This is a genomic window from Paenibacillus sp. Cedars (assembly GCF_003184205.1).
In the GTDB taxonomy this organism is placed as follows: domain Bacteria; phylum Bacillota; class Bacilli; order Paenibacillales; family Paenibacillaceae; genus Paenibacillus_AQ; species Paenibacillus_AQ glucanolyticus.
The window spans coordinates 5,918,247-5,943,000 of record NZ_CP020866.1 but is presented as its reverse complement, the minus strand read 5'-3'; the positions used below and the strand labels follow the sequence as shown (position 1 = coordinate 5,943,000).

25 protein-coding genes and 1 tRNA gene are annotated in these 24,754 nt (G+C 45.3%); 3 read left to right on the top strand and 23 right to left on the bottom strand.

What is annotated here, in order from left to right; all coding sequences use genetic code 11:
- Positions 1 to 11: 11 nt before the first annotated feature.
- The 7 genes from opp4C to rpsF all read right to left on the bottom strand — a co-directional run bounded on the left by opp4C (position 12) and on the right by rpsF (position 7,106).
- Positions 12 to 935 (bottom strand): oligopeptide ABC transporter permease, encoded by a 924-nt coding sequence (gene opp4C / locus B9D94_RS28650; protein WP_006207327.1) that lies wholly within the window; start codon positions 933 to 935, stop codon positions 12 to 14.
- Between the two features lie 12 nt (positions 936 to 947).
- Complete coding sequence (locus B9D94_RS28645; protein ID WP_006207328.1) at positions 948 to 1,910, bottom strand: ABC transporter permease; 963 nt, start codon at positions 1,908 to 1,910, stop codon at positions 948 to 950.
- A 66-nt stretch (positions 1,911 to 1,976) separates the two neighbouring features.
- On the bottom strand, positions 1,977 to 3,743 hold the full coding sequence (locus tag B9D94_RS28640; RefSeq protein WP_076151351.1) for an ABC transporter substrate-binding protein: 1,767 nt from the start codon (positions 3,741 to 3,743) through the stop codon (positions 1,977 to 1,979).
- 727 nt (positions 3,744 to 4,470) lie between these two features.
- The gene (locus tag B9D94_RS28635; RefSeq protein WP_148248525.1) at positions 4,471 to 5,145 is read right to left on the bottom strand and encodes an SOS response-associated peptidase; all 675 of its coding nucleotides are present in this window, start codon (positions 5,143 to 5,145) and stop codon (positions 4,471 to 4,473) included.
- Between the two features lie 835 nt (positions 5,146 to 5,980).
- Positions 5,981 to 6,253 (bottom strand): 30S ribosomal protein S18, encoded by a 273-nt coding sequence (gene rpsR / locus B9D94_RS28630; RefSeq protein WP_006207333.1) that lies wholly within the window; start codon positions 6,251 to 6,253, stop codon positions 5,981 to 5,983.
- Positions 6,254 to 6,274: 21 nt separating this feature from the next.
- Entirely contained in the window at positions 6,275 to 6,775 is a 501-nt protein-coding gene (gene ssb / locus B9D94_RS28625; protein WP_148248524.1) for a single-stranded DNA-binding protein, read from the bottom strand.
- Between the two features lie 46 nt (positions 6,776 to 6,821).
- Entirely contained in the window at positions 6,822 to 7,106 is a 285-nt protein-coding gene (gene rpsF, locus B9D94_RS28620) for a 30S ribosomal protein S6 (RefSeq protein WP_036640509.1), read from the bottom strand.
- Positions 7,107 to 7,345: 239 nt separating this feature from the next.
- Between rpsF and B9D94_RS28615 the strand changes: the two genes are divergently transcribed.
- Complete coding sequence (locus B9D94_RS28615; RefSeq protein ID WP_006207336.1) at positions 7,346 to 7,540, top strand: YjzC family protein; 195 nt, start codon at positions 7,346 to 7,348, stop codon at positions 7,538 to 7,540.
- Positions 7,541 to 8,142: 602 nt separating this feature from the next.
- Here the strand turns inward: B9D94_RS28615 and B9D94_RS28610 are convergent.
- The 4 genes from B9D94_RS28610 to B9D94_RS28595 all read right to left on the bottom strand — a co-directional run bounded on the left by B9D94_RS28610 (position 8,143) and on the right by B9D94_RS28595 (position 9,851).
- A tRNA-Ser gene (locus tag B9D94_RS28610) sits at positions 8,143 to 8,233 on the bottom strand.
- A gap of 167 nt (positions 8,234 to 8,400) precedes the next feature.
- The gene (locus B9D94_RS28605; protein ID WP_006207362.1) at positions 8,401 to 8,622 is read right to left on the bottom strand and encodes a DUF951 domain-containing protein; all 222 of its coding nucleotides are present in this window, start codon (positions 8,620 to 8,622) and stop codon (positions 8,401 to 8,403) included.
- A 67-nt stretch (positions 8,623 to 8,689) separates the two neighbouring features.
- On the bottom strand, positions 8,690 to 9,517 hold the full coding sequence (locus B9D94_RS28600; protein WP_367613808.1) for a mechanosensitive ion channel family protein: 828 nt from the start codon (positions 9,515 to 9,517) through the stop codon (positions 8,690 to 8,692).
- Between the two features lie 79 nt (positions 9,518 to 9,596).
- The gene (locus tag B9D94_RS28595) at positions 9,597 to 9,851 is read right to left on the bottom strand and encodes a putative Se/S carrier protein (RefSeq protein WP_063478210.1); all 255 of its coding nucleotides are present in this window, start codon (positions 9,849 to 9,851) and stop codon (positions 9,597 to 9,599) included.
- Positions 9,852 to 10,123: 272 nt separating this feature from the next.
- Here B9D94_RS28595 and yyaC point away from each other — a divergent pair, with 272 nt between their 5' ends.
- Positions 10,124 to 10,729 carry a spore protease YyaC gene (gene yyaC, locus B9D94_RS28590; RefSeq protein WP_036640550.1) on the top strand — a complete coding sequence of 202 codons (606 nt, stop codon included), beginning with the start codon at positions 10,124 to 10,126 and terminating at the stop codon, positions 10,727 to 10,729.
- On the opposite strand, the gene B9D94_RS28585 is transcribed toward yyaC, so the two are convergent.
- The 12 genes from B9D94_RS28585 to rpmH all read right to left on the bottom strand — a co-directional run bounded on the left by B9D94_RS28585 (position 10,704) and on the right by rpmH (position 23,370).
- Positions 10,704 to 11,204, bottom strand: coding sequence for a DUF4446 family protein (locus B9D94_RS28585; protein ID WP_006207368.1), 501 nt, complete (start codon positions 11,202 to 11,204; stop codon positions 10,704 to 10,706). The genes yyaC and B9D94_RS28585 overlap by 26 nt on opposite strands.
- 38 nt (positions 11,205 to 11,242) lie before the next feature.
- Positions 11,243 to 12,391: an aminotransferase class V-fold PLP-dependent enzyme gene (locus tag B9D94_RS28580; RefSeq protein ID WP_148248522.1), complete on the bottom strand. Its 1,149-nt coding sequence runs from the start codon at positions 12,389 to 12,391 to the stop codon at positions 11,243 to 11,245.
- A gap of 243 nt (positions 12,392 to 12,634) precedes the next feature.
- Entirely contained in the window at positions 12,635 to 13,474 is an 840-nt protein-coding gene (locus B9D94_RS28575; protein ID WP_076151354.1) for a ParB/RepB/Spo0J family partition protein, read from the bottom strand.
- On the bottom strand, positions 13,467 to 14,228 hold the full coding sequence (locus tag B9D94_RS28570; RefSeq protein ID WP_006207371.1) for a ParA family protein: 762 nt from the start codon (positions 14,226 to 14,228) through the stop codon (positions 13,467 to 13,469). The genes B9D94_RS28575 and B9D94_RS28570 overlap by 8 nt, the downstream gene beginning before the upstream one ends.
- A gap of 291 nt (positions 14,229 to 14,519) precedes the next feature.
- Positions 14,520 to 15,338 (bottom strand): nucleoid occlusion protein, encoded by an 819-nt coding sequence (gene noc, locus B9D94_RS28565; RefSeq protein WP_148248521.1) that lies wholly within the window; start codon positions 15,336 to 15,338, stop codon positions 14,520 to 14,522.
- Positions 15,339 to 16,631: 1,293 nt separating this feature from the next.
- Entirely contained in the window at positions 16,632 to 17,354 is a 723-nt protein-coding gene (gene rsmG, locus B9D94_RS28560) for a 16S rRNA (guanine(527)-N(7))-methyltransferase RsmG (protein WP_006207373.1), read from the bottom strand.
- Between the two features lie 3 nt (positions 17,355 to 17,357).
- Positions 17,358 to 19,244 (bottom strand): tRNA uridine-5-carboxymethylaminomethyl(34) synthesis enzyme MnmG, encoded by a 1,887-nt coding sequence (mnmG, locus tag B9D94_RS28555; RefSeq protein ID WP_006207374.1) that lies wholly within the window; start codon positions 19,242 to 19,244, stop codon positions 17,358 to 17,360.
- A 109-nt stretch (positions 19,245 to 19,353) separates the two neighbouring features.
- Positions 19,354 to 20,730 (bottom strand): tRNA uridine-5-carboxymethylaminomethyl(34) synthesis GTPase MnmE, encoded by a 1,377-nt coding sequence (gene mnmE, locus B9D94_RS28550; protein ID WP_036640637.1) that lies wholly within the window; start codon positions 20,728 to 20,730, stop codon positions 19,354 to 19,356.
- Positions 20,731 to 20,918: 188 nt separating this feature from the next.
- Positions 20,919 to 21,701 (bottom strand): RNA-binding cell elongation regulator Jag/EloR, encoded by a 783-nt coding sequence (gene jag / locus B9D94_RS28545; protein WP_006207376.1) that lies wholly within the window; start codon positions 21,699 to 21,701, stop codon positions 20,919 to 20,921.
- Complete coding sequence (locus B9D94_RS28540) at positions 21,698 to 22,588, bottom strand: YidC/Oxa1 family membrane protein insertase (RefSeq protein WP_036640559.1); 891 nt, start codon at positions 22,586 to 22,588, stop codon at positions 21,698 to 21,700. The genes jag and B9D94_RS28540 overlap by 4 nt, the downstream gene beginning before the upstream one ends.
- Before the next feature lie 75 nt (positions 22,589 to 22,663).
- Positions 22,664 to 23,014 (bottom strand): ribonuclease P protein component, encoded by a 351-nt coding sequence (gene rnpA, locus B9D94_RS28535; protein ID WP_009591465.1) that lies wholly within the window; start codon positions 23,012 to 23,014, stop codon positions 22,664 to 22,666.
- A gap of 221 nt (positions 23,015 to 23,235) precedes the next feature.
- Positions 23,236 to 23,370 carry a 50S ribosomal protein L34 gene (gene rpmH, locus B9D94_RS28530; protein WP_006207379.1) on the bottom strand — a complete coding sequence of 45 codons (135 nt, stop codon included), beginning with the start codon at positions 23,368 to 23,370 and terminating at the stop codon, positions 23,236 to 23,238.
- Positions 23,371 to 23,825: 455 nt separating this feature from the next.
- Between rpmH and gnd the strand changes: the two genes are divergently transcribed.
- Positions 23,826 to 24,725 carry a phosphogluconate dehydrogenase (NAD(+)-dependent, decarboxylating) gene (gnd, locus tag B9D94_RS28525; RefSeq protein ID WP_006207380.1) on the top strand — a complete coding sequence of 300 codons (900 nt, stop codon included), beginning with the start codon at positions 23,826 to 23,828 and terminating at the stop codon, positions 24,723 to 24,725.
- Positions 24,726 to 24,754: the final 29 nt, after the last annotated feature.

The following is a 24,754-nucleotide window of genomic DNA, read 5'->3' as shown; positions in this document are numbered from 1 at the left end:
ATTCGCATCTCCTACTTCTTCATTTTCGGGTCAAGTGCGTCGCGAAGCCCGTCACCAATCAAGTTGATTGCTACAACCGTTACAAGAATACACATGCCTGGCGGTATCCAGAGCCACGGTCTCTTACGGAAGTCAATCAAATTGTTTGCGGCTGAGATCATATTCCCCCATGATGGCGTTGGTGGAACAACACCAACCCCGAGAAAGCTTAATGCAGATTCATAAATAATCGCACCTGCTACGCCTAATGTTGCCGATACAATAATGATAGGAATCGTATTGGGCAGCAAATGGCGGAAGATTTTCCGACGATCTTTAAGCCCCAAAGCTTCCGTTGCCTGCATAAACTCCTGTTCACGAAGAGTCAATATTTGCCCCCGCACGAGACGGGAAATACCGCTCCAGCCGAGTACACCGATAATCAGCATTAGGAAATAGATACGATCTGCAGGTTCGACCTTCAAGTCGGACAAGATAGCACCCAAAATGATGAGGATCGGCAGTGTAGGCAAGGCCATGAAGATGTCAGCCATACGCATAATCAGCGTATCTACCCATCTGCGATAAAATCCTGCCAAAGCGCCAAGGGTGGCACCGATAATTATGGAAATCCCTGTGGCTACAAGTCCAACCGTAAGGGATATTCTGCCCGCGAGCATCATACGCAGGAGAATGTCACGCCCCAGTTTATCGGTTCCTAGCCAGAACTTCGAGCTTGGGGGCAAATTCTTGTCAGCTACACTGTAATCATATAAGGAATAAGGTGAGAATACTGGGCCAACAAAACATAACAAAAACATAAATACGATTATGAAAAGTCCAATGACAGCGAGACGGTTTCTGGAAAAACGGCGAATAGCTATTCGCCATGGAGAATCCGGCTGCTTCTTCTGAACTGGTAGATTCGTTTTTAATGGTGCAGCCTCTGCGGACAAATGAATCTCCTCCTACTTTAAGCGAATTCTTGGATCTGCAGCTCCATACAGAACGTCAGACAACAGGTTGCCGAGAAGTGTCAGTATAGATATGAATACCGTGAAACCTAGCATAAACGGATAATCCCGCATGCTGATGGATTCCAGATATACTTGACCTACCCCGGGCCAGATGAAAATCTTCTCCAAAATGATGGCCCCACCAAATAAGCTTGGTAGTTCGAAGCCCATCAAAGTGATCGCAGGGAGCATTGCATTGCGCAGCGCATGCTTGAAGATAACCGTACGTTCTTTCAAGCCTTTAGCCCGAGCAGTCCGAATGTAATCCTGACGGATAACTTCCAGCATGCTTGTACGGAAATACCGCGTCAAACCACCTGTGCTTAGCATGGTAAGTACGGTAACCGGCATGAACATATGCCATGCAATATCAACAAGTTGATCCCATGTGTTTCCATTAAACCCTGAAGTCTTCATGCCGCCAACCGGGAACCACCCTAAATCCAAAGCTAAAAACTTGATAAGAAGGAGTCCAATAAAGAAAGAAGGCAGTGACATACACAAAAAGATAACTAATGTGACAATCTTATCAAATAAAGAGTATTGGAACTTGGCTGAGAATACGCCAGCAAATATTGCAATAATCCAACTCAATATCAAACTGAAAAAGGCAATAAAAAAGGAATTCCATACATAGTTCCCCATTACGGTTGTAACAGGTTGTTTGTGCACAAGGGAATCTCCGAGATTACCCTTTAACATATTGCCGACCCACGTCAGGTAACGCTCGACTGGCGGCTTATCCAAACCGTAAATTGCCCGAAGCTGTGCTGCCTTCTCAGCAGTCATCGTCGGGTTGTTCACTGCAGTGATATAATCACCTGGTACCAAAGATGATATAGCAAATATGATAATTGAAATCCCGATCATTGTCGGGATAATCTGCAGCAGCCTCCGGATAATGTACTGCTTCATAATATTCCTCCCGGCTTATAAGTGGATATGCCCAGCTCTTGCGAGCTGAGCATATGTTTCTTGATGCTATTGTTCAATTTCCGCTTTGTAAAGATCAATAGCGAAAGTTTTGTAAGGCGTAATATCGATGCCGTTCAATCTGGAGTTGATTGTCCATGCATCACGTCTTTGATAAATCGGGAGGTCCGGAACATCTGCGTTCAGAATTCGATATGCTTCTGCATAAGCTGCTTTACGTTCTTCCAGATCAAAGGCGTTCAAACCTTTTTTCATAGCTGCGTCATAAGCAGGATTGGAGTATCCGATATCGTTCTGATTTCCATCCGTAATATATACAGTGGAGTCTGGATCTGGAGTCAAGCCCCATGCAGCAAAGAACATTTCGAACTCGCCTTTATCCTTCTTGTCCATGATGGCGTTAAAATCCAAAGTTTCTGCGGTTAATTTGATACCCAACTCTTGGTAATTTTGAGTCATTACTGGAATCAGCGCATCAATTACTGGGTTGTCTGCTGTAGCAGAGAAATGAATTTCAAATTTCTTGCCGTCTTTTTCGCGGATGCCGTCAGCACCTGGTGCCCAGCCTGCTTCATCAAGAAGCTGCTTCGCTTTCTCCATATCAAACTCGTGAGGCTCAATGCCTTCTTCTGTGTAAGCCCATGATTGGCTGGACTGTGGAATGTTGATCACGTTAGCATATTGACCATAGATGATTTCTACAACTTCTGCACGGTTCAAACCATAGATCAAAGCCTGACGGACTTTAGGATCTTGGAATTTTGGATCTTTATGGTTCATTGCAACATAGCCATAACCATTGGTTGGGAAAATGTTAATGTCCAGGAAGCCCATTTCTTTCAAAGCCTCTACATTATCCTCGTTTACTGTAACCATATCCATATCGATCTCACCGGATTGGAACATAGCCAATCTGGTTTCTTCAGTTGTTGTTTTGTAAATTACGTTTTTGATTTTTGGTGCGCCCAGGAAATAGTTAGGATTTGCTTCCAATACTACCTCTTGACCTGGGGAGAAGCTCTTCAGTACATATTGACCGCTGCCAATAGGTTTAGCGTGCAGTTCTTTCATGTACTCGAGATTTCCTTGCTTGTAACCTTTGCCATAGTAAGATTCTGGAACAAACGAAACGGTTCCGAGATTGTCTTTTGTCATCGCATTTGCTTCTGTAACTTCAATTTCAATCGTGTTATCATCGATAACTTTAATACCGGAAATGTCGGTAGCTTTGCCTTCGTTATATTCTTTACCGCCTTTGATGTTGACAGACAGCATATCGGTTTGACCGTCATAGCTGGAATCATGATAAACCTTCATTGCAAACGCATAATCTTTTACTGTAACCGGGTCACCGTTTGAATAGGTAACGCCTGGTTTCAATTTGAATGTATACTTCAACTTATCCTCGGAAACCTCAACACTTTCAGCCAAACGGTTCGCGTAAGTACCGTCACCTTGAATAGAGAAGAAAGAGTCGAACATAGCTTCTACAACAAATTTGTCATATGCAGTTTGCCAGTAGAATGGGCTAAATACCCCTTTTGGTGCAGTCATACCAACAATGAGTGTGTCTTTACGATTCAATGCAGCTGCCGGATTCAATGATGGATCTGCAGCTTCGAAGTAACCTTGGCTCTCATCTCCACCTTCGGCTGGCGGTTCTGTAGTTTCTGTGCCATTGCCTTCAGCTGGTGGTTGCTCTGTTTGCTCCCCTTGACTTGGTGGCTGTTCTGCTGTTCCTCCGCCCGAGCACGCTGCCAGAACCGTAACGGCCATGAGCATGATCACGAACAAGAGTGACATTCTTTTCTTCATGCGAATCCTCCTCTTAAAAAATGTTGTTGCTATAAATTATCAGGACGAATATTGAAATCATCCTTAAATAATTTCGGTACTTATACTTAAAAGTTCCTGGGATGTCATTGCATGATGTGAAATAAATTGAAAGATTTACAGAAAATATACCATTGGTCAATTAGTGCCAAAGTCTCTAGCAATATCTTCTTGCCTATAAAATTAATGTTATGATACGTGTAAATTTAGGTAACGTCAATTACTTTTTTTCATTTTTCTCAAAAATCATGTTTTTAACGTCGTTTTTGGGGGTAATAATTAAGTTTATTTCCGTTGTATATCCTTAGTTTACTGAAAATGTATGTAATATCAAGATTTATTTACAATAAATAACTATAATCCTATAGGCTCTTGCAGTTTATATGTTATAAATCATAACATTATATTCAATAAATCATATAACGTCTTCTGAAAATCAATGGTTGAGTCAATTCAGAGTTAGATTATATGACGCAATTTTATTCCAGATCTCCTCGATAAAGCAAGAACTTAATTCCATGTTATATATCATTCTGACCATAAGCTTCTACTCGTTATTAGATGACGTAATTCATCCGCTTTCCATATTTTCATAGTTTAGTCCACTGCTCCATTAACGCTAAAAAAGCAACCCGAGCGCAGCTCCAGATTGCTTTTTGCTTTGAATTCCATGTCAGATAAATCGACCTTTGTCTTTCATACTTACGAACTATAGGTTCTTCACCCAAGCTAATTTTAAATCCATTTCTTCAATACACTGCTGATGATCATGCGAATCGTCAGCTATAAGTGGTGTTACTGGATACATCCGCATCTGTCCCCGATACGTGTTAAGCAGCGGATAGACCGCATTCGTTCCCTGGACCTCAGGATCTAACCACTTGCGCATATTCTCTTCTGACAAAATAGCTGGCATGCGCGTTTCGAATTCCCGAATGGCTTCATTCGCTTCTGTCATTAAGACCGTGCATGTTCTCATTTCGTTGCCTCTGGCATCCCGCCATGTCTCATATAGCCCTGCCATGCCGAAAATTTCATTCTCCCCGATAACCGTTCTGACAGCATAACCCCGTTTACCAATCGTTCTCCAGTAATATAAACCGTTGCATGGAATAACGCATCGTCTCGTCTCGATTGCTCTCCGGTATGTTGGGTTCTGATCCACTGTCGTAAAATCGGCATTGACCGCGTCCTTTCCCCAATAAGGAACCAGCCCCCAGCGATACTCATCAAGCACGCGCTCCCCCTGCTCCTGTACGATGACAGGCATGGTTTGGGTTGGACTAATATTATACCGGCTCTTATAATAATACATTACCCGATGGATACCAAAACGTTCATTCACCTCATCGATCCCTGCGGATAGTGAGAATCTTCTGCACATACAACTACCTCCTTTTTCCTTATCGTTTGGATAATGGAGGAGGAATATGCATAATAAGACTAACATCATTGAGCTTCCACTTCATGTACGCTTGTATCCCTGGAGTGGACATCAGGGAACTGAAAGATTTCTGCAAATTTTATGTAATCACAATATTAAATTTTCTTTAGTGCACTATTACAGCAATGTGCGTTCTCTCTGATTAAATAAGCAGAACATTCTCTTCTATATAGAGGCATAAATGATGCTGTAATGATCTCATTTTTCGATACATCTCTTGTAGATTTCTTGGACTGTTTATTTAATGGGATTTCATGCTTATTTAAGGTGGCCTATGTATAGCTATATATAATAGAAGGAATTTTTTTTCGAAGGGTGGTTTTCAGCCGTTTATTTTTAATTTTTCTTTCTGAATGAAGGTCTAATCATTCTTGACAATGTATTGCTTGCAATAGACAATGTCCATTTGAAACAGACAGGGTTTCAGGACTTTAAAACTGGAATGCTTTACACCGCACTTGTATTTCTTATGCACAGCCATGCAATCAAAATGTACACTCAGAGGAGACAGTGTTCTTCTACGAAGACATTGTATCCCAACATTTGGTTAAACCGATATCACCATAAATTTGATGATTACTTTCACTGCTGTGATGATATGAGCCCAGGCATTTTCTCTTTGCTGATCGTTCAGCTTTTATCAGAGGGGCAATTTATACCTCTAGCAAGAAGGATCATGCCTGCTAAGCTACCTCTGCTCGCAGACAAGCTGTTGACTTACACAATAAAAAAGCGATCCAGCCTATGGTTAGGCTGGATCGCTGGAACACAATGATTACTCAGTTGTGTATGGAAGCAATGCGATTTGACGGGAGCGTTTGATCGCAATCGTCAGAGCACGCTGGTATTTTGCACTAGTGCCTGTTACACGACGAGGCAAGATTTTTCCGCGCTCGCTGATGAATTTTTTGAGCAGATCTGTATCTTTATAATCAATGTGAGTAATTTTGTTCACAGTGAAGAAACATACTTTACGACGCTTGTTGCGGCCGCCACGGCGTGCCGGTCTTTTGTCGTTGTCTCCGCCTTCTCTTTGTTTAAAAGCCATGCGTTGTCAGTCCTTTCCGTATTAAAATGGCAAATCATCATCCGATATATCGATCGGTTTTCCTTCATCGGAAAAAGGATCCTGATTGTTGTTTCGCGAGTAGTTATTGTTCCCACGGTTTCCGCCGCTGCTATTGCTGCTGCTGCTGCTTCCTCCGCTGAACGACGATTCCTCACGAGTTCCTCCGCCACCGCTTGTTTCACGGTTTGACTCCAAGAAGCGAACATTATCGGCAATGACTTCGGTGACGTATACACGCTTACCTTCGTTATTCTCGTAATTCCGCACTTGAATGCGCCCCTCTACAGCCGTCAGACGGCCTTTACGCAGATAGTTGGCACAAGTCTCCGCAAGCTGTCTCCAGGTCACGACCGGAATAAAATCCGCTTCGCGCTCCCCGCCTTGTCCAGTAAATGGACGATCAACAGCAAGTGTAAATTGCGTTACAGCAACACCTGAAGGAGTATATCGCAGCTCGGGATCCTTAGTCAGTCGGCCAATCAAAATGACACGGTTCAACAATCCAATCCCCTCCTAGAACGAAATCAATTACAAAGTCTTCTACATCTTAAGCAACGTCGTTCGTGATGAGATAACGAATAACTTCGTCAGAAATCTTCATGAGACGCTCAAGTTCAGCTACAACTTCAGGTGTTGCGTTGAAGTTTACCAGAACGAATACGCCATCACGGAATTTCTTGATCTCATACGCAAGACGGCGTTTACCCATTACGTCATGCTTTGTAATTTCTCCGCCGTTGGAGATGATGCCTTGGAATTTATCGACTGCAGCTTGAACAGCTTCTTGTTCAATGTCAGGACGAATAATGTACATCACTTCATATTTGCGCATATGTTTCACCTCCTTATGGACTTCGGCCCTCAATCCCTGTTGAGAGCAAGGAGCGAGTCTAACTCGCACCATAATACTATATCAGAACGGATGATCGGATGCAAGTTTCTTTTCCCTGTCGTACAGGCACTCTTCCCTTTATTACCGCGCTTTTCTCACATTCCCTGCGATGATTTGCCGTCCATTGGCGCATGATAATACATGCAGTCCATCCATCATAATGAGGAGGTAGACCCGCAATGGGAGAACAGACCGAATTTCGTGCAGGCGACAAGGCCCCTAACAACGGGGTTTATATGGAAGTAGGCGTCAGAGACCATATCATGGGGATCGAGAATCCGCGCCAGATCAAAATGAGCCGGGGTGACACCTTTCCAGAAACCCAGAATGATGACCGTGTATGGTTGAATAAACGCAGAGTACAGCCTAAGTAACAAAAGAAAGCTGTGCTCACTTTTATCAAATAAGCCGCGTCACTGTTGATTCATTGTATCTGCAGATGGCATTCGCGTGATACAGGTTCCGCCATCAATTGGGCTTTATGGATCCACATATCCATCCACGTGAATCCCTCATTGAACAGCGAGGCATATATTTCCATCAACGTAACCATGCATACAAATCATGCTTCAGGCGCACATTATAATCAGGCGGTGCATGAGAGAGGTGTGGTTCCGTTGAACGTTGCAGCTGAACGACGCATGAGGTTTCTGATATTCACACGGATTGCAAGCTAAGGAAATGAGCCGAATGCTTGACCTCTTGGACAAGTGAAGCTATTGACAAGGTTCGCATAAGTGCTGATAAAATGATTCCAATTCACAAGCACCGCCTACCCAGAAGGAAGGGCCCAATCGGGTCCTTCTTTTTTTCACTTCAGCAAGTGGATTGGATAAATTCCTTAGCAAATCGAAAAACACTCTCTGCAGGATAACCTTGCAAGAGAGTGTCTTATTCAAAGGTGCATATACAGCTTACACCTAACTTATGTAACCGTATCGTTTACATCCATAACAGCGGAACTTATAAACGATGGTGGCGGAAAGGGTGGGATTCGAACCCACGCACGCCTTGCGACGCCTAACTGATTTCGAGTCAGCCCCCTTGGGCCTCTTGGGTACCTTTCCACAGCAAGATTGATTATAGCATGGAAACGTTGTCTCGTCAACAGCTTGTCTGTTCTCTGACCTACCTTAGACACAGTGACCGAAGCTGAAGTTCAAATCCAAATATCCATTCCCTAGATCCCTTGCTTCGCATACAGCTGCTTGGGATACCTCCTCGGGAGGAGATATTACGGAGTATCCCCTGCCCCTTCGGAATCCTGTGCCGAACGTAAAACCTTCTTCAGGTTCTTCTCGAACTTTCCTCTGGGTATCAGCACACTATGCTGGCACTTGGTACACTTGATCCGAATGTCCATCCCCATGCGAATAATCTCCATCTCATTATTCCCACAAGGATGAGGTTTCTTCATCTGAACGATATCCCCTAACTGAAATACCTTGCGTTCCATGGTTTCCGCTCCCTTGGTTTCATCTCTTTCATCTTATCTATTATATATCATTAGATAACGAAATTGATCAACCCTGAGCACGTTCTTGTCCCATCTCCCGTGCTTCGATCGCCTGTTTGATATCGGTGAAAATCTGACGCTCCACAGCTTCCCTTGCATTGGGATTACATTCCGCTACAATTCGAACGACATATTCCGATGTGTTCAAGGTTTGAATTCCAAGCACATCCGGTGTCTGCTGCACCTCAGGGCGACGTTCCGTGATACCCTCAAGCGCCGTTTGAATAAGTGTAACCGTATCTTTAAGCTGCTGATCATTCTTAACCGGCAAATCCACAATTGCAAGCGAATTGGACAGCGAGTAGTTCGTGACACTCGTAATCATCCCGTTCGGAATAATATATGTTTCTCCGTTCAATCCTCTTACACGCGATGTGCGGAGTCCAATCATCTCTACTGTTCCCCGGTATTCACCACTCTTAATCACATCGCCTACAGCAAACTGATCCTCAAATATAATGAAGAACCCGGTAATCACGTCCTTAACCAAACTTTGTGCCCCAAAACCTATGGCCAGGCCAAGGACCCCGGCACCGGCTAACAATGGCCCTAACTTAAAGTTGAACTCCGAGAGAATGATTAGAATCATAACGAAATTACATACGACGGAAGTTACATTTTTTAACAGCTCTCCCACTGTAACAAATCGTCGTGAATTAACTTGAATCCGACTCTTCTCCTGCTTCAACAGGAATTGATCAATCATTTTATACACAACCCGAATAACAAGACGTGTCAGAATAAAAATGATAGTGACCCGAATGCCCGATGTCAGTATATTCATCCACATCGCTTCATCGGTAAAAAATCCAACGATTTGATTTTTCAAGTCCACTGCTCCCTCACCAACGTTTTGTAAACTACCTGTCTCCCGGTCAGATAACCCAAGCTCCTCAAGCCTGATGTCCTACCCCTTATTCTTCGATGCCTATATACCTCATGTTGTTATCAAGTGCAAATATGCCCCGGATCTCCACATGCTCCTGTCGGATGATCTCTTGAACATCTTTTAACGCACCTGGCGGGAATTGAATCGATAATGCACAGCCTGCCGTAATCTCTTTCGGTGTAGGAAAGAGATCGATTTCGATATCCGCATACTCCAGCAGCATCTCCGCACGCAGCGCCTGCTGGGTGGAATCAAATGCGATTAGCATCGCGCCCTCCACTGTTCCATCCTCCTCCATCATGCCTATCGTTTCTATTAATATGCTTATTTAACATCATGACCTAATAATAAGAGTTTTATATAAACTGTTAAAAAGTTCAGCTTATTCATATAAACCCGTATAAAGCCGTAAAGACTGGCTCATCCTCTTTCTTTAAGCTAGGAAGCTGTCTGAAATGAACACCAAATCACATTTTAAGCAAATCCCAAAGTATAAAAACGGTCTTTCATCCATATACTGATACTACCAAATGCAGACGAAAGGAAGATTCTATGAACCGTCTATCTAAAATCACGTCTCGCCCGGAGGCTTCAAGCTTAAAAATACCACATACGGACCCTAACATCCATTCTGCTATTATACATCGCCTGCTCTTCCATCTTTCTGACGCTCGTATTCAGCATCGTCCGCTTGTCATTGTCTGCATCGGTACCGATCGCTCTACGGGTGATTGCCTGGGCCCTCTGGTTGGCACGTCTCTTGCCCGTTATAACAGCCCCCTGTTCCATCTCTATGGAACACTGGACGAGCCTGTCCACGCTATGAATCTTAAGGATACCCTGACTGCTATTCATGAAAAATATGATAACCCCTTTGTGATCGGAATTGATGCCTGTCTGGGTCAATCATCAAGTGTAGGCTCTATTCAGGTATCCGACGGACCTCTCAAGCCTGGAGCCGGTGTACATAAAGAATTACCGCCGGTCGGCGATATCCATGTAACGGGTATCGTCAATGTCGGCGGCTTTATGGAGTACTTTGTATTGCAGAACACACGCTTGAGCTTGGTCATGCGGTTATCTGATATCATTGCAACCTGTCTTTTTGCCGGTATCAAAGAGTGGAACCGCTCTACCCTTCTTGCAGCGCAAGAGTAACGGCCTCTTTTTCCTCCGGAGACAATGGGTATTTAGACTGTCCATCCTTCAATGGTTTAGCGTACACATAGGAGCTCTCCCGGTTATGCAGGCCGGTCAGAACAATCCCTTCCTCTTGTTCACTGAGAATAGCCAGGGAGAAGCTCATTTCGTTCCCTCGTTCACCAAATGCATTGTATCGGACGATGCCCACCTTGGACTTCATCCCTTTTATGCTGCTGCTGATCGTATCCAGCATTTTTTGGTGACTGGCATGTCCCTCTTCAATTTCATCCATTTGAATTTTCAACTGGACCAACAGGCTTTCAATATCCTCTACCCCGCTGCCTGCCATCATCGCATCGTATCGACGCCTCATTTTTCGCAGTTTTGCCCCTTGAACCATTATCGTTATCCATAAGATCAAGATGATCATGATCATTCCGACGACAAACCAATGAAGCTGCTCCATGATCAATTCATTTAATTCAGACATGCTTTCTTCCTTCCTCTTCTCCATCTTGATCTAATCGTTTAACTGTGAATTTCTGCAATAGCTCTTCTCATCAGATCAATCTCATCACGGCGTGTGGAAATACCTACACTGGCTCTGACTGCACCGGTCTTTTCCGTTCCCGATGCCATATGTGCAAGCGGTGTGCAATGATAACCGGCACGCACGGCAATCCCATACTCCCGGTCCAGTCGAAACGCAAGCTCCGATGCACTGTACCTTTCTGACACAAACGCTATAATGCCCGTTCGCGCTTTTCCTAAAGCTGGTCCGAGTAAGCGAAGATCTCTTACCTCTTGCAGACCCTCCATCATATATTGCGTTAACTCCCATTCATGCCGGTAGATATGCTGCGGCGTCCATTCCAGCACCTTCTCCACTCCTGCTTGCAACCCTGCATATCCCACCGTATTAGGTGTTCCTGCCTCATATCGATCCGGACGCACCGTCGGCTGCTCAATCGCTTCCGATTGGCTTCCTGTACCTCCATGCATTAAGGGTTCCAGATCAATATTTGGTGAGATATACAACCCGCCCGTTCCTTGTGGCCCAAGAAGCCCTTTATGCCCCGGAAAAGCCAGCATACCAATATGCATGTCCTCCACGTTGATATCCAGCATACCCGCACTCTGAGCGGCATCTACGAGCAGTACAGCACCTTTCCTCTTCACTATGTCTCCCAGTTCATAGAGAGGAACAATAGAGCCGAGCAAATTGGAACTGTGACTGCATACAACCAACCTGGTATTTGAACGAAACGCACCCTCAATTAGTTGCAAATCCAGGTGACCTTCCTCATCCACGGGGACATAATCCACTTGTATTCCTCGTGTGCGTTTTAAATATTCCAAAGGTCTTCGCACCGAATTGTGTTCAATCATCGTAGCAATCACATGATCTCCTTCATGCAAATATCCTTTGATTGCTAAATTCAGCGCTTCGGTTGTATTCGAGGTTAGTGCGATATCATTAGGGTTCTTCACCCCGAAGATATTCGCAAGTGTCTTCCGAGTCCCGTATAGCACACGGGAAGCTTTCACGGCCATCCGGTGACTGCCCCGTCCCGGATTAGCTGCAGCGTCTTCCATCGCCTTCCTCATGGCCTCAAACACCTCAGGAGGTTTGGGCCATGAAGTAGCCGCATGATCCAGATAAACGATCGGGTCCATGATGTTTCCCCTTCATCTCTTCTATAATGGATGCCTTATAATACATGGTCAAACATCGACACATTGTAGTACACTCACATCCCTGTCACCATGCACATTCAGTTAAATAAAGACATATCTCATTCCCATACAGGAACGTCGACATGTCTTTGGTTTTTAATCACTCTGGTTTACTTTTCAATCCGTCACACTATAACCTATCCCACTCGTGCTAGAGCCCTCTTCACTAACAACCTTCATCTATTATTGAAGGAGCTCCAGCAGTCGTTCCAGATCCTGTTTACTATAGTAGTTAAGCTCAATCTTCCCTTTGTCTTTATTGTGCTTAATTTTCACCGTTGTTTTAAATCGCTCTCTCAAATCCTCTTCCAGATGGTCAATATAAGGATCTCGCTTTTTCACTTTCGCCTTCGCTTTGTCGGCAGGCTTGCGATCCAAATTCTTAACCGCTTCCTCTAGTTCACGAACGCTCCACTCTTGTTCCACACATTGCTTCGCTAATTGTTTAACAAGGATCGGATCCTTAATTCCAACGATCGCTCGAGCATGACCCATGGATAATGTTCCACGTGAAACATTTTCCTTCACTTCTTCCGGTAGAGATAGCAACCGTAAAAAGTTAGCGATGTGAGAGCGAGACTTACCCACCTTCAGAGACAGCTCTTCCTGCGTTAAGGAAAATTGTTCCATTAGTCCCTGGTAGGCCACCGCAATTTCCATGGCATTCAGATTCTCACGCTGCAAGTTCTCAATAAGGGCAATTTCCATCACCTGTTGATCGCTAAAAGAACGAACCACCGCTGGAACTGTAGCTTTTCCGCAATACTGAGACGCCCGGAATCTGCGCTCCCCGGCAATAATCTCATACCCTTTCAGCACACTCCGAACGATAATCGGCTGAATTACGCCATGCTGACGAATCGACTCTGCCAGCTCCTGGATCGCTTCATCGTTAAATGTCTTGCGCGGCTGATACGGGTTCGCTCGCAATTGACTGAGCGGAATTTCCACTACCTTGTCATCATCATGAATAGACAAAGAAGGAATAAGCGCATCCAGCCCTTTTCCCAAACGTTTACTCATACGAGATCACTTCCTTTGCCAGCTCCAAGTATACTTCCGCTCCCTTTGAACGGGGATCATAGGTGATGATCGACTGTCCATGAGACGGCGCCTCACTCAAACGAACATTTCTCGGAATAATCGTTCTGTACACTTTTTCCTGAAAATACTTCTTCACTTCTTCAATCACCTGAATGCCCAGGTTGGTGCGCGCGTCCAGCATGGTTAACAATACACCCTCAATCTTGAGGGATGTATTCAGATGTTTCTGAACTAGACGTACCGTATTCAGCAGCTGACTCAAACCTTCCAGAGCGTAATACTCGCATTGAATCGGAATGATAACGGAATCGGCCGCAGTCAAAGAATTGATTGTTAGAATGCCTAGCGACGGAGGACAATCTATCAAAATATAATCATACTGGGGCTTGATTAATTGAAGTGATTTTTTCAAACGCACTTCACGGGAGATCGTAGGAACAAGCTCAATCTCAGCACCAGCCAGTTGAATGGTAGCCGGAATGATGTCCAGACCTTCTATGTTTGTCCCACAGATGGCGTCTTTCGGGTGTACTTCGTTGATGATAATATCATAAATGCAGTTTGCAACATCGGCTTTATTAATGCCAACCCCACTCGTTGTGTTTCCTTGGGGGTCTATATCCACCAAAAGCACCCGTTTGCCTAGCGAAGCCAATCCAGCTCCCAGATTGACGGAAGTCGTCGTTTTGCCGACACCGCCCTTTTGATTTGCTATGGCAATTATCTTTGACACTCATTTCACCTCAATGTAGGAAGACTCTTCTAAGTAGTCGCAATAGATGTATACAGCAAATTAGCTGTACATAAAATATGTGAACAATCCCCATGTACCGGAATGCTCCAGGATATAGCGCCGATGAAAATGAGCAACAATATTAATCACGTGTTTCTCATCTGTAAGTAAGAATAAACCTATATGACTCCGCCTGCCGAAGAGAGTTAAGAGAATTTCAATTGAATGAGGTATCTCCCCTCCTCGGTCAACAGAAAAAGCGGTACGATGTATACCGCTTCACACCATATCTTAACGTTTAGGTATTTTTATAACGATTTCATAATGATCTTCATGATCATTCTCTGTTGTTTTGATAGCCATTCCGGAACCTGAGACCATGTCAATCGATTGACGAATCGTGTTCAGGGCCAAACGAACATCCTTACTGTAGGATATGCGCTTGGATTTCTTCATCGTAGTTACTTCTTTATAGAAGGCGATACGAGCCTCCGTCTGTTTCACATTCAGCTCTTTGGTTATGATCTCATCCAGCACCTTGAGCTGGGTTTCTTCATTATCCAATGAAAGCAATGCACGAGCATGGCGTTCCGTCACTTTACGTTCCATCAGTGCAAGCTTGACTGCTTCCGGTAGCTGCAGCAGACGGATCTTGTTGGCAATGGTCGATTGGCTCTTGCCTAATCGCTGTGCCAGGCTTTCCTGTGTTAATTGGTGAAGATCTATCAGCTTTTGATAAGCAACAGCTTCTTCAATCGAAGTCAGTCCTTCACGCTGCAAATTCTCGATTAACGCAATCGATGCCGCTTGTGAATCGTTGAACTCCCGAACAATGGCCGGAATCGTGTCCAGACCCAGCTTCTTAACCGCACGCCAGCGGCGTTCCCCTGCAATGATCTCATACACGCCATTACGGACACGAACGACGATAGGCTGGATGACTCCATGGGTTTTAATCGTCTGGAGCAGCTCATCAATCTTATCATCATCAAAAATCGTCCGTGGCTGGTATGGGCTGCTGACAATCTCGTTTACCGGGACTTGTTTCACTTCATCCCCTTGGTTCCGCTCTGCCGCTAAGCCAAACAATCTCGAAAATTGTTCTTTCATTCCGTATATTACCACCTAATTTCATGATAGCACGGATGAGCCTCCGGAAAATCCCGGAATCGATATAAGCGATTGGACAACCACAATGTGAGGTAACTCCTTATGAATCCAGCGCCAATTTTAGATATAGCAATATCCAAGCTGTCATGGTGCTAGATTCCACTGTGGAGCCAGGCATTTCCCTGCAAAAACAGATTTCATGCTGATTAGAGAATAAGCCCTAATGGCGAGACCGCATTTCTCTGATCAAACCCCGCTGCATGAAGCGGTTGCTTCTTGAGAGATATATCAGGAGGCCATAGCATGATGTTGTCTAACTTTCGATATCTCACAAGTTGTATATATTAGTTCTACTTCGTAAGAGACCACTGTCCCCTTGGGTGACATGGAACTTCCAAATAACAGCAGTCGCAATTTCTCTAATCAAGACTGCACGAAGCAAGGATGGAAAAGTGACCAAACCAGGATTTATACTCTTTCATCCCATCAAAGAACGGGCAGAATCGCCCACCTGCTCAAATGGATACTACGATTCTATTCTACCACTTTTTGTCCTATAACTCTATTCTCCAATATCACCTTTTTTCCTGCATTTCTCGCTTGGTTTATACATGATTTGTGCACAATTCCAAACTTTTGACTTCCAAAATAAGAAAGGTAGTTAAATCTCCACTCCTATGATGCTTCATGGGATATGAGTTGTCAGAATGATTGTGGGATATACCAATAGAATTACGTCTTAATCTGTATCTGTACCCCGGAATGGACCCACCAAGGTTCAAAATTTCGGAGAAAACACTATCAGGTAATGTTTGCGAGTCCCGCAATCCTCTAACCTGATTTTGTTCTTGCAATGGTAGTAAAGAGGCCTTCATTCAAGTATCAGCAACTGTTTAAAAAAGAGACTGTTTTAATTTATAAATCTTCTGGGATGTTTCACGTGAAACATTCTCTTATTTTAACGTATATATCCATAGGCACAATTCCATCCTATCCAAGATTCAACCGGAATAGAAATACGAATGTCATCATGATACTCAGCCTATCGTAAGTGCAAACAACATTCATTACTCCCATTTCAAAAAAATGAAGCTGCCTTTTACACAAATCCAATACCTCACACAAAAGCCTACTAGCAAATTCGTAATCTCATGCTTTTAAGAAGCTCTGATAGAAAGCTATCGCTCGAGTTTCTCACCCTTATGGAGGCAACCCTACCCTACTCATAAAAAAAAGAAGGACTCCATCGAGTCCTTCTCTACTATGACTTCCCTTCTAAAGAAGAGAAGTAGATTATATAATTGGTGTTTTCGCTGCCGTTCCTGCCTTGCGAGGATATTTGGAAGGTGTGGCACCCTTTTTATCGATGACCACAATGTGCCGATCAGACTCCTCTACAGGCAAGGAGAACGAATGCACCTTGTTCAGCGCCCCTCTGAGCTCTTTCAGGCTTCTAGCAGACTCCTTCACCTCTTCAGCAGGGTCACTGCCCTTCATCGCCGCAAAACGTCCTCCTACCTTGGTGAAAGGCAAGCAGAACTCATTCAGCACAGCCATTCTGGCTACCGCTCTTGCCGTTACCAGGTCGAAGCCATCACGGTACCCCTGCTTGCGGGCAACTTCCTCCGCACGACCATGGATCAGTTCAACGCTGGATAGACCAAGGGTGTCCACAACAAACTTAAGGAACGTAATTCGTTTGTTCAGTGAATCTACTATCGTCAGCTTAATATGCGGAAAGCATATTTTCAGAGGGATACCCGGGAAGCCAGCTCCTGATCCGATATCCGCCATACTGCCAATCTTGCTCATATCCACATAAAAGGCAAGCGTTACCGAATCGTAAAAATGCTTCGTATAAACCTGCTCCCGCTCCGTAATCCCCGTCAAATTCATTTTTTCATTCCACTCTACCAGTACTTCATAATACATCTCGAACTGCTGAAGCTGTTTCTCATCTATCGTGATCCCGTGCTCTCCGAGACGGTCAACAAAAGCTTTCTGAATGTTGTCCATTCCTTATCCTTTCGCTGCGGTCACCCGGTTGTAGTGCTCCAGGTAAACGAGAAGTATCGAAATATCCGCTGGTGTTACACCCGCGATCCGCGATGCTTGACCGATGGAGATTGGACGGATCTTGTTCAGCTTCTGCCGAGCCTCCATAGCCAATCCGTTAATGTCGTCATATACGATATCTTCCGGAATGCGCTTCTTCTCCATCTTTTGCAGCTTCTCTACATGACCCAGCTGTTTCTCAATATAACCCGCATATTTAATTTGAATTTCTACCTGCTCCTTCATATCCTCATCCAGATCATATGGAGATGGTGAAAGCGACTCGATCATCGCAAACGATACTTCCGGACGACGAAGGATTGTCAGCAGATTGCTTCCATCCACAATCGGTGCAGAACCGGCTGCTTCAAGCGTAGCATTCACCTCAACCGGCTTCACCTTCGCTTGACGAAGACGCTCGATCTCCTGCTCTACCAACTGCTTCTTCTGAAGGAATTTAGCATAACGTTCTTCCGAGATCAGTCCGATGTCATGACCGATTTCGGTGAGACGCAGATCCGCATTATCATGACGAAGCAGCAAACGATATTCGGCACGGGAAGTAAGCAAACGGTAAGGCTCATTCGTTCCTTTGGTTACCAAATCATCGATCAATACCCCGATGTAGCCTTGTGAACGATCCAGAACGACAGGCTCTTTGTCTTGCACTTTACGTGCTGCATTGATACCAGCCATAATACCCTGACCTGCAGCTTCCTCATAACCCGAGGTTCCATTGATCTGACCGGCTGTAAACAGGCCCGGCAGCTTTTTCGTTTCCAGGGATGGCCACAGCTGCGTTGGCACCATCGCATCGTACTCGATGGCATAGCCATTGCGCATCATTTCAACCTTTTCCATGCCCGGAATGGAACGAAGGACCGCAAGCTGCACATCCTCAGGCAAGCTGGTGGAGAGCCCTTGCACATAGTATTCCTTTGTGTTTTTGCCTTCAGGCTCAAGAAAAATCTGATGTTTCGGTTTGTCGGCAAAACGAACGATTTTGTCCTCAATGGACGGGCAATAACGTGGTCCCGTTCCTTCAATAATGCCCGAGAACATAGGAGCACGGTGAAGATTATCATTAATGATCTGATGCGTGTCCACCGATGTATACGTCAGCCAGCATGGAAGCTGCTCATTATCGGAGGATTTTGTTTCATAAGAGAAAAACTTTGGTTTGTCATCCCCAGGCTGAATTTCGGTCTTGGAGAAGTCGATGGTATCCTTGTGAACACGCGGTGGCGTTCCCGTCTTGAACCGAACGAGATCGAATCCAAGCTCACGCAGGTTATGCGCAAGTTTAACCGATGGCTGTTGATTGTTCGGGCCGCTCTCATACATGAGTTCACCCATAATGACTTTACCGCGCAGGTACGTACCGGTAGTCAGCACAACAGCCTTCGCACGATATTCTGTACCTGTCTGGGTCAGGATGCCCACACACACTCCATCCTCAACGATGAGTTGGTCTACCATGCCCTGACGAAGCGTAAGCTTCTCTTCCTTCTCCATCGTTTCTTTCATTGTATGCTGATAAGAAAATTTATCAGCTTGAGCACGCAGCGCGTGAACGGCCGGACCTTTTCCCGTATTCAGCATCCGCATCTGGATGAAGGTTTTATCGATGTTGCGTCCCATCTCTCCACCCAATGCGTCAATTTCGCGCACGACATGTCCTTTTGCAGGACCCCCGATGGACGGGTTACAAGGCATAAAAGCAACCATATCCAAATTGATCGTAACCATTAACGTTTCGGCACCCATACGTGCAGATGCCAGTGCAGCCTCACAGCCGGCATGACCCGCACCCACGACAATTACGTCATAAGTGCCACCCATATAACTCATAGCTCACCCTCCTGTTCTAAAATGTGTTATATACGTAATCTAGGGCACCCTTGCGGATATCCCTGAAAATTCAAAACGAATCTCACCTCTATATAGTAAACCTGCTTGCTTATTTACCCAAGCAAAATTGTGAAAAAATCTGATCGATGAGCGAATCACCAACCGCTTCGCCCAGTATCTCGCTTAACTGCTCCCAGGCCATTCTGACATCGATCTGTATCATATCAATCGGAATAAGCTGTTCCGCCGCATCGTAAGCATCCTGAAGTGACTGCTTGGATTTCTTCAACAAGGCAATATGGCGCACATTGCTTACATAGGTCAGATCCCCACCTTCAATCTGGCCGCTGAAGAACAAATTCGATATGGCTTCTTCCAGCCGGTCGATACCTTCTTCTGCCTTCACAGACATCGGAACAATCAATTCCTCAGGGTAGTACCGATGCAGAATGTCCAGATCGAGTTGGGACGGTAAGTCCATTTTATTCATAATGACAATGCATTGTCTACCGCGTATTTGTTCCATCAATTCCAGTTCATCCTGATGTAGTGGTTCGCTGGCATTCAGTACGAGTAGAATTAGGTCCGCTTCGTTTACCGCATGCTTGGATCTCTCAACGCCAATCTGCTCTACCACATCCATCGTCTCCCGAATCCCTGCGGTATCCAGCAGCTTTAATGGAATGTTGTTAATCGTGACAAATTCCTCGATAACATCTCGCGTAGTTCCCGGAATATCCGTGACAATCGCCCGATTATCCTGGGCAAGTGTATTCAAGAGCGAGGATTTGCCTACGTTGGGACGGCCGATGATAGCCGTCGTAATTCCTTCACGCAGGATTTTCCCTTCTTGTGCAGTCTTCAGCAGCTTATCAATCTCATGCATCACCTGCTGGCTTTTCTCCTTAATGAACTCCGAGGTGAGTGATTCCACATCATGCTCAGGATAATCGATATTCACTTCGATATGGGCCAGTGTCTCTACAAGAGTGTGACGAAGCTCGTTGATCTTGCGGGATAGCGTTCCTTCAACCTGCTTTAGAGCAACCGAGAAGGCACGATCCGATTTCGAACGAATCAGGTCCATAACGGCCTCGGCCTGGGATAGGTCAATCCGGCCATTTAAGAAGGCCCGCTTCGTAAATTCGCCCGGCTCCGCCAAGCGGATGTTTAATAGAAGCAACAGATCCATCACACGCTTTACGGAGATCACCCCGCCATGAGCACTAATCTCCACTACATCCTCCGTCGTGAAGGACCGGGGAGCACGCATAACGGTCACGAGCACCTCTTCCAGGTTCTCTCCTGTCTTCGGATCAGCAATATGACCATAATGTACGGTATGGGAGTCCACCTGCGTTAATTTGTTTTTGCTTTTGAATATACGTTCCACTTCTTGAACAGCATCCGGTCCGCTAACACGAATGATGGCTATTCCACCTTCGCCGACTGCTGTAGAAATAGCTGCAATAGTATCACTGAACATAGTTTCCTTCACCTCTTTCATTAAAAAAACCTCAATATCACAACCACTACGAACTCGCTTGGCCGCCATATTGATGATCTTTAAAAGAAATACCCCTGCCGGAGTCTCTTTGTATAGGTCTCTTTAAAAAACAATGACTCCCTCTTGGAACTTAAGGAGTCATTGATCATATATGCTCTTCAACTTATTTAGGAAGACTTGGGTGTAATGACAACCCGCCGGTTTGGCTCTTCTCCCTTGCTGTAAGTCTTCACGGCTCCATGTGACTGGAGCTTGGCGTGAATTACCTTCCGCTCGGCAGCCGGCATGGGCTCGAGCACAATCTCTTTGCGAGTCTTCAGAACCCGTCCCGCCAATCGATCTGCCAGATCTTCCAGCGTCTTTCTACGGCGATCACGGAAGTTCTCGGCATCCAGTACAATACGAAGATAACTGTCGGAATACCGATTCGCAACAATATTCGCCAGGTACTGCAGGGCATCCAGTGTCTGACCTCTGCGGCCGATCATCAGCCCGAGTCCGGCACCGGAAATTTGAAGCGTTGCATAGTCTTTCCCTTTCTCCAACTCCACCGTAATATCAAGCCCCATGGCTTGTCCCGTATCAAGGAGAAAGGCGATGGCTTCCTGGTAGGGGTCCTTCCCTTCAATATAAGCTGCACCAGGGCCCTCTGCCTTCGTAGTGACAGCCGTCTCAGGCGTCATAACAGAGGTATGAGAGATCTGAACCTCTTTGGCCGATGCAGCTTGCGTATTTGAAGGAGCTTCCTTCACAGGTGAATCGCCGCCGGCATGGTCAGGCAGGAGCGTTAATTCTACTTTCGCTTCCTTGACCCCGAACAGGCCCAGGAATCCTCTTGATGGCTGACTCAATACTTGAACCGATACACGGTCTTGACTTACACCCCATCGGGCCAGCCCTTGTGCGACAGCATCTTCAATGGTTTTTCCTGTTGCGACGATTTTACTCATCTCGACTTCTTGGCTCCCTTCGAACCTTTTTTCCCGCCTTTGCTGCCACTCTTTTTCCCGTTCTTATTGCCGCTTTTATTGCTCTTCTGACCTTCGGTTGCGCTGGCCACGCTCGCCACGACAGCAGCCTTGTCATTGTTGCGGTACAAGAAGTAGTTCTGCACGATCGTGTAAAGGTTACTGTAGAACCAGTACAACGGAAGTGCGGACGGGAACTGGAAGGACATCACAAAGATCAAAATCGGATAAACGAACAACATGAACTGCATCATCCCCATTTGCGGAGACGGGTTCATCTTCATCATCATTTTAGTTTGCAGGTAAGTGGTTATCGCTGCGAGCACCGGCAAAATGAACAGCTTGTCCGGTTGACCCAACTGAAGCCACAGGAATTCATGGTCACGAAGGAGATTGTTATAGTAAATCGAATGATAGAGTGCGATAAATATTGGCATTTGAACGATCAGCGGCAAACATCCCGCCATCGGATTAACCTTGTTCTCCTGGAAGAGCTTCATCGTCTCCATTTGAACTTTTTCCGGCTGATCTTTATATTTCTCGCGAATTTTCTGAATTTCAGGCTGGATGGCCTGCATTGCCTTCGAGCTTCTGACCTGTTTCAGAGTCAGCGGTAAAATCAAGGTACGAACGATAAGCACCATCACGAGTACGGACAATCCGTATTCACCGTTAAACCATGTAGCAAACGTATCCAGTGCCAATGTAAAGTAGTAAACAACGTTGCTCTGCCAAAAGCCCCCATTTTTCAAATCTTCAATGGTACGCGTTTGGTCTGCTCCAGGTGCACAACCTGAGATAACGGCCACTGCAAGAATTACAGCGGTGAGGAGGAACCATTTTCCTCGTCTTGTCTTCATGAACGACACTTCAAAACCCCTCTCTTCGCCATTCCATTCCACGGTAAATCATAACATATTTATATGGACAAATAAACACATGGTTCAGCCCCTCTTCGCTTTCAAAAGGGACGATTTTCTCAATACATGAAGCACGCTTTTCTCCAGCTCCTGATAGGACTTATCGAGGGCGCCTTTTCGAACGATAAAGATCAAGTCGATATGCTCGATAATCTGATGCTGGTGGTGCCTGACAATCTCCTTAACCAGCCGTCTCATCCGGTTGCGGACCACCGCATTACCGATCTTTTTGCTGCATGAAACGCCCACGCGGAACTGCTCTACCTCTTTTTTGCGTGACCAATATACAACAAACTGATGATTGGCGAAGGATTTTCCGTGTCGATATACCCGGCTGAAATCAGCGCGGTTTCGTAAACGAAGTTTTCTATGCACAAGTTTCTCCCGCCTGCCGTTAATCAAGTTCAACACATCGTAAGCTTCCCGGCATCTCTACTATTATAATAGTATAGTCATGCCAAAACAGCGATAAACACCTATATTTGAATACTTTACGACCAATTTAACGCGCATGGTGTTCATAATATAGGACTCTCCTCACACTCCAGGAGATATCACGAAAAAAAGACCACCTCGGTGGTCTTCGCGGCACAATATTAAGCGCTCAGTACTTTTCTTCCTTTTTGACGGCGGTTAGCCAATACTTTGCGTCCGTTCTTCGTGCTCATTCTTTTACGGAAGCCGTGTACCTTTTTACGTTTGCTCACATTCGGTTTGAAAGTCGGTCTCATGAATTAATGCACCCCCTTACAGGAATCTCTCTTACCCATATTTTAAGATCAAAACGTCAATTGACGCACTTTCACGGAAGAATAGACCGCGATTTGTTGAACCGACGTCTATGGACGTATATCTTGTAAACAGACCGCTAAAAGCAAGCGGATAATGTTCTCATCTTCACAGAAAATGCCTTTATATATTTAATCACGTTCGTGCCCAAAAGTCAAACCCAACTTGTCCTGCTCCCACACATAAGTTTTCCACAAGTAGTTATTTTTGCTAGTTTTGAATTATCCACATGGGGATAACCTATTTAAACAACTTGAGAATGTCATTTCGGACATCATCATGTCCTTTCCATTTCTCCAAAGCTTCCTTATTTACACAGGAGCTATAAAAGAGTAGTATAAATAACTGAATTAAAGTTGTATACAAGTATACACCTAAGAAGGAGCTGCATTGTTTTATGAAAATAGGCATGATCGGTCTGGGCAAAATGGGCCTCAATCTGGTTCAAAATCTGATTCATCAGCAGCATCAGGTCGTCGCTTACGACTTAAATACGGAGTTGGTCAGTCAAGCTGCTGGATATGGAGCCGAACCCGCATCGTCAACCGAAGTTCTTGTGGCCAAGCTTGATAAACCACGCATCCTATGGATGATGGTGCCTGCAGGAAATATCGTAGATTCCGTCATCGATTCTCTCTCACCTCTACTGGAACCAGGCGATATTCTGATTGACGGCGGGAATTCCCATTACAAAGATTCCATTGCCCGCGCAGCCAAACTGACGGACCAAGGGATCCACTACTTTGATGCCGGTACTTCAGGCGGCATGGAAGGTGCCCATAACGGAGGCTGCTTTATGATCGGGGGCAACCGCGACGTATTTGCTACCATCGAACCCCTGTTTAAAGATATGGCAGTTGAGAACGGTTACTTGTATGCAGGGAACAGCGGCAGCGGCCATTTTCTGAAGATGGTTCATAACGGAATTGAATACGGCATGATGCAATCCATTGCGGAAGGCTTTGAAGTATTGGAGAAAAGCGCATTTGACTTCCAATACGAGGACGTTGCTCGGGTATGGTCGAATGGATCCGTCATTCGCAGCTGGCTTATGGAGCTGACGCAGAATGCTTTTTCCAAAGATCCCAAGCTCGAAGGCATTAAAGGTGTTATGCAATCGTCCGGCGAAGGAAAATGGACCGTTGAAACCGCACTCGAAGTTCAAGCAAGCGCACCGGTTATCGCCATGTCCCTGTTTATGCGCTACCGCTCCCTTGACCAGGATGCGTTCCACGGCAAGGTCGTGGCCGCGCTGCGCAATGAATTCGGCGGCCATGCAGTTGAGAAATCGGAATAGCTCTTTTCTCCGTTTAATCCATACTGATA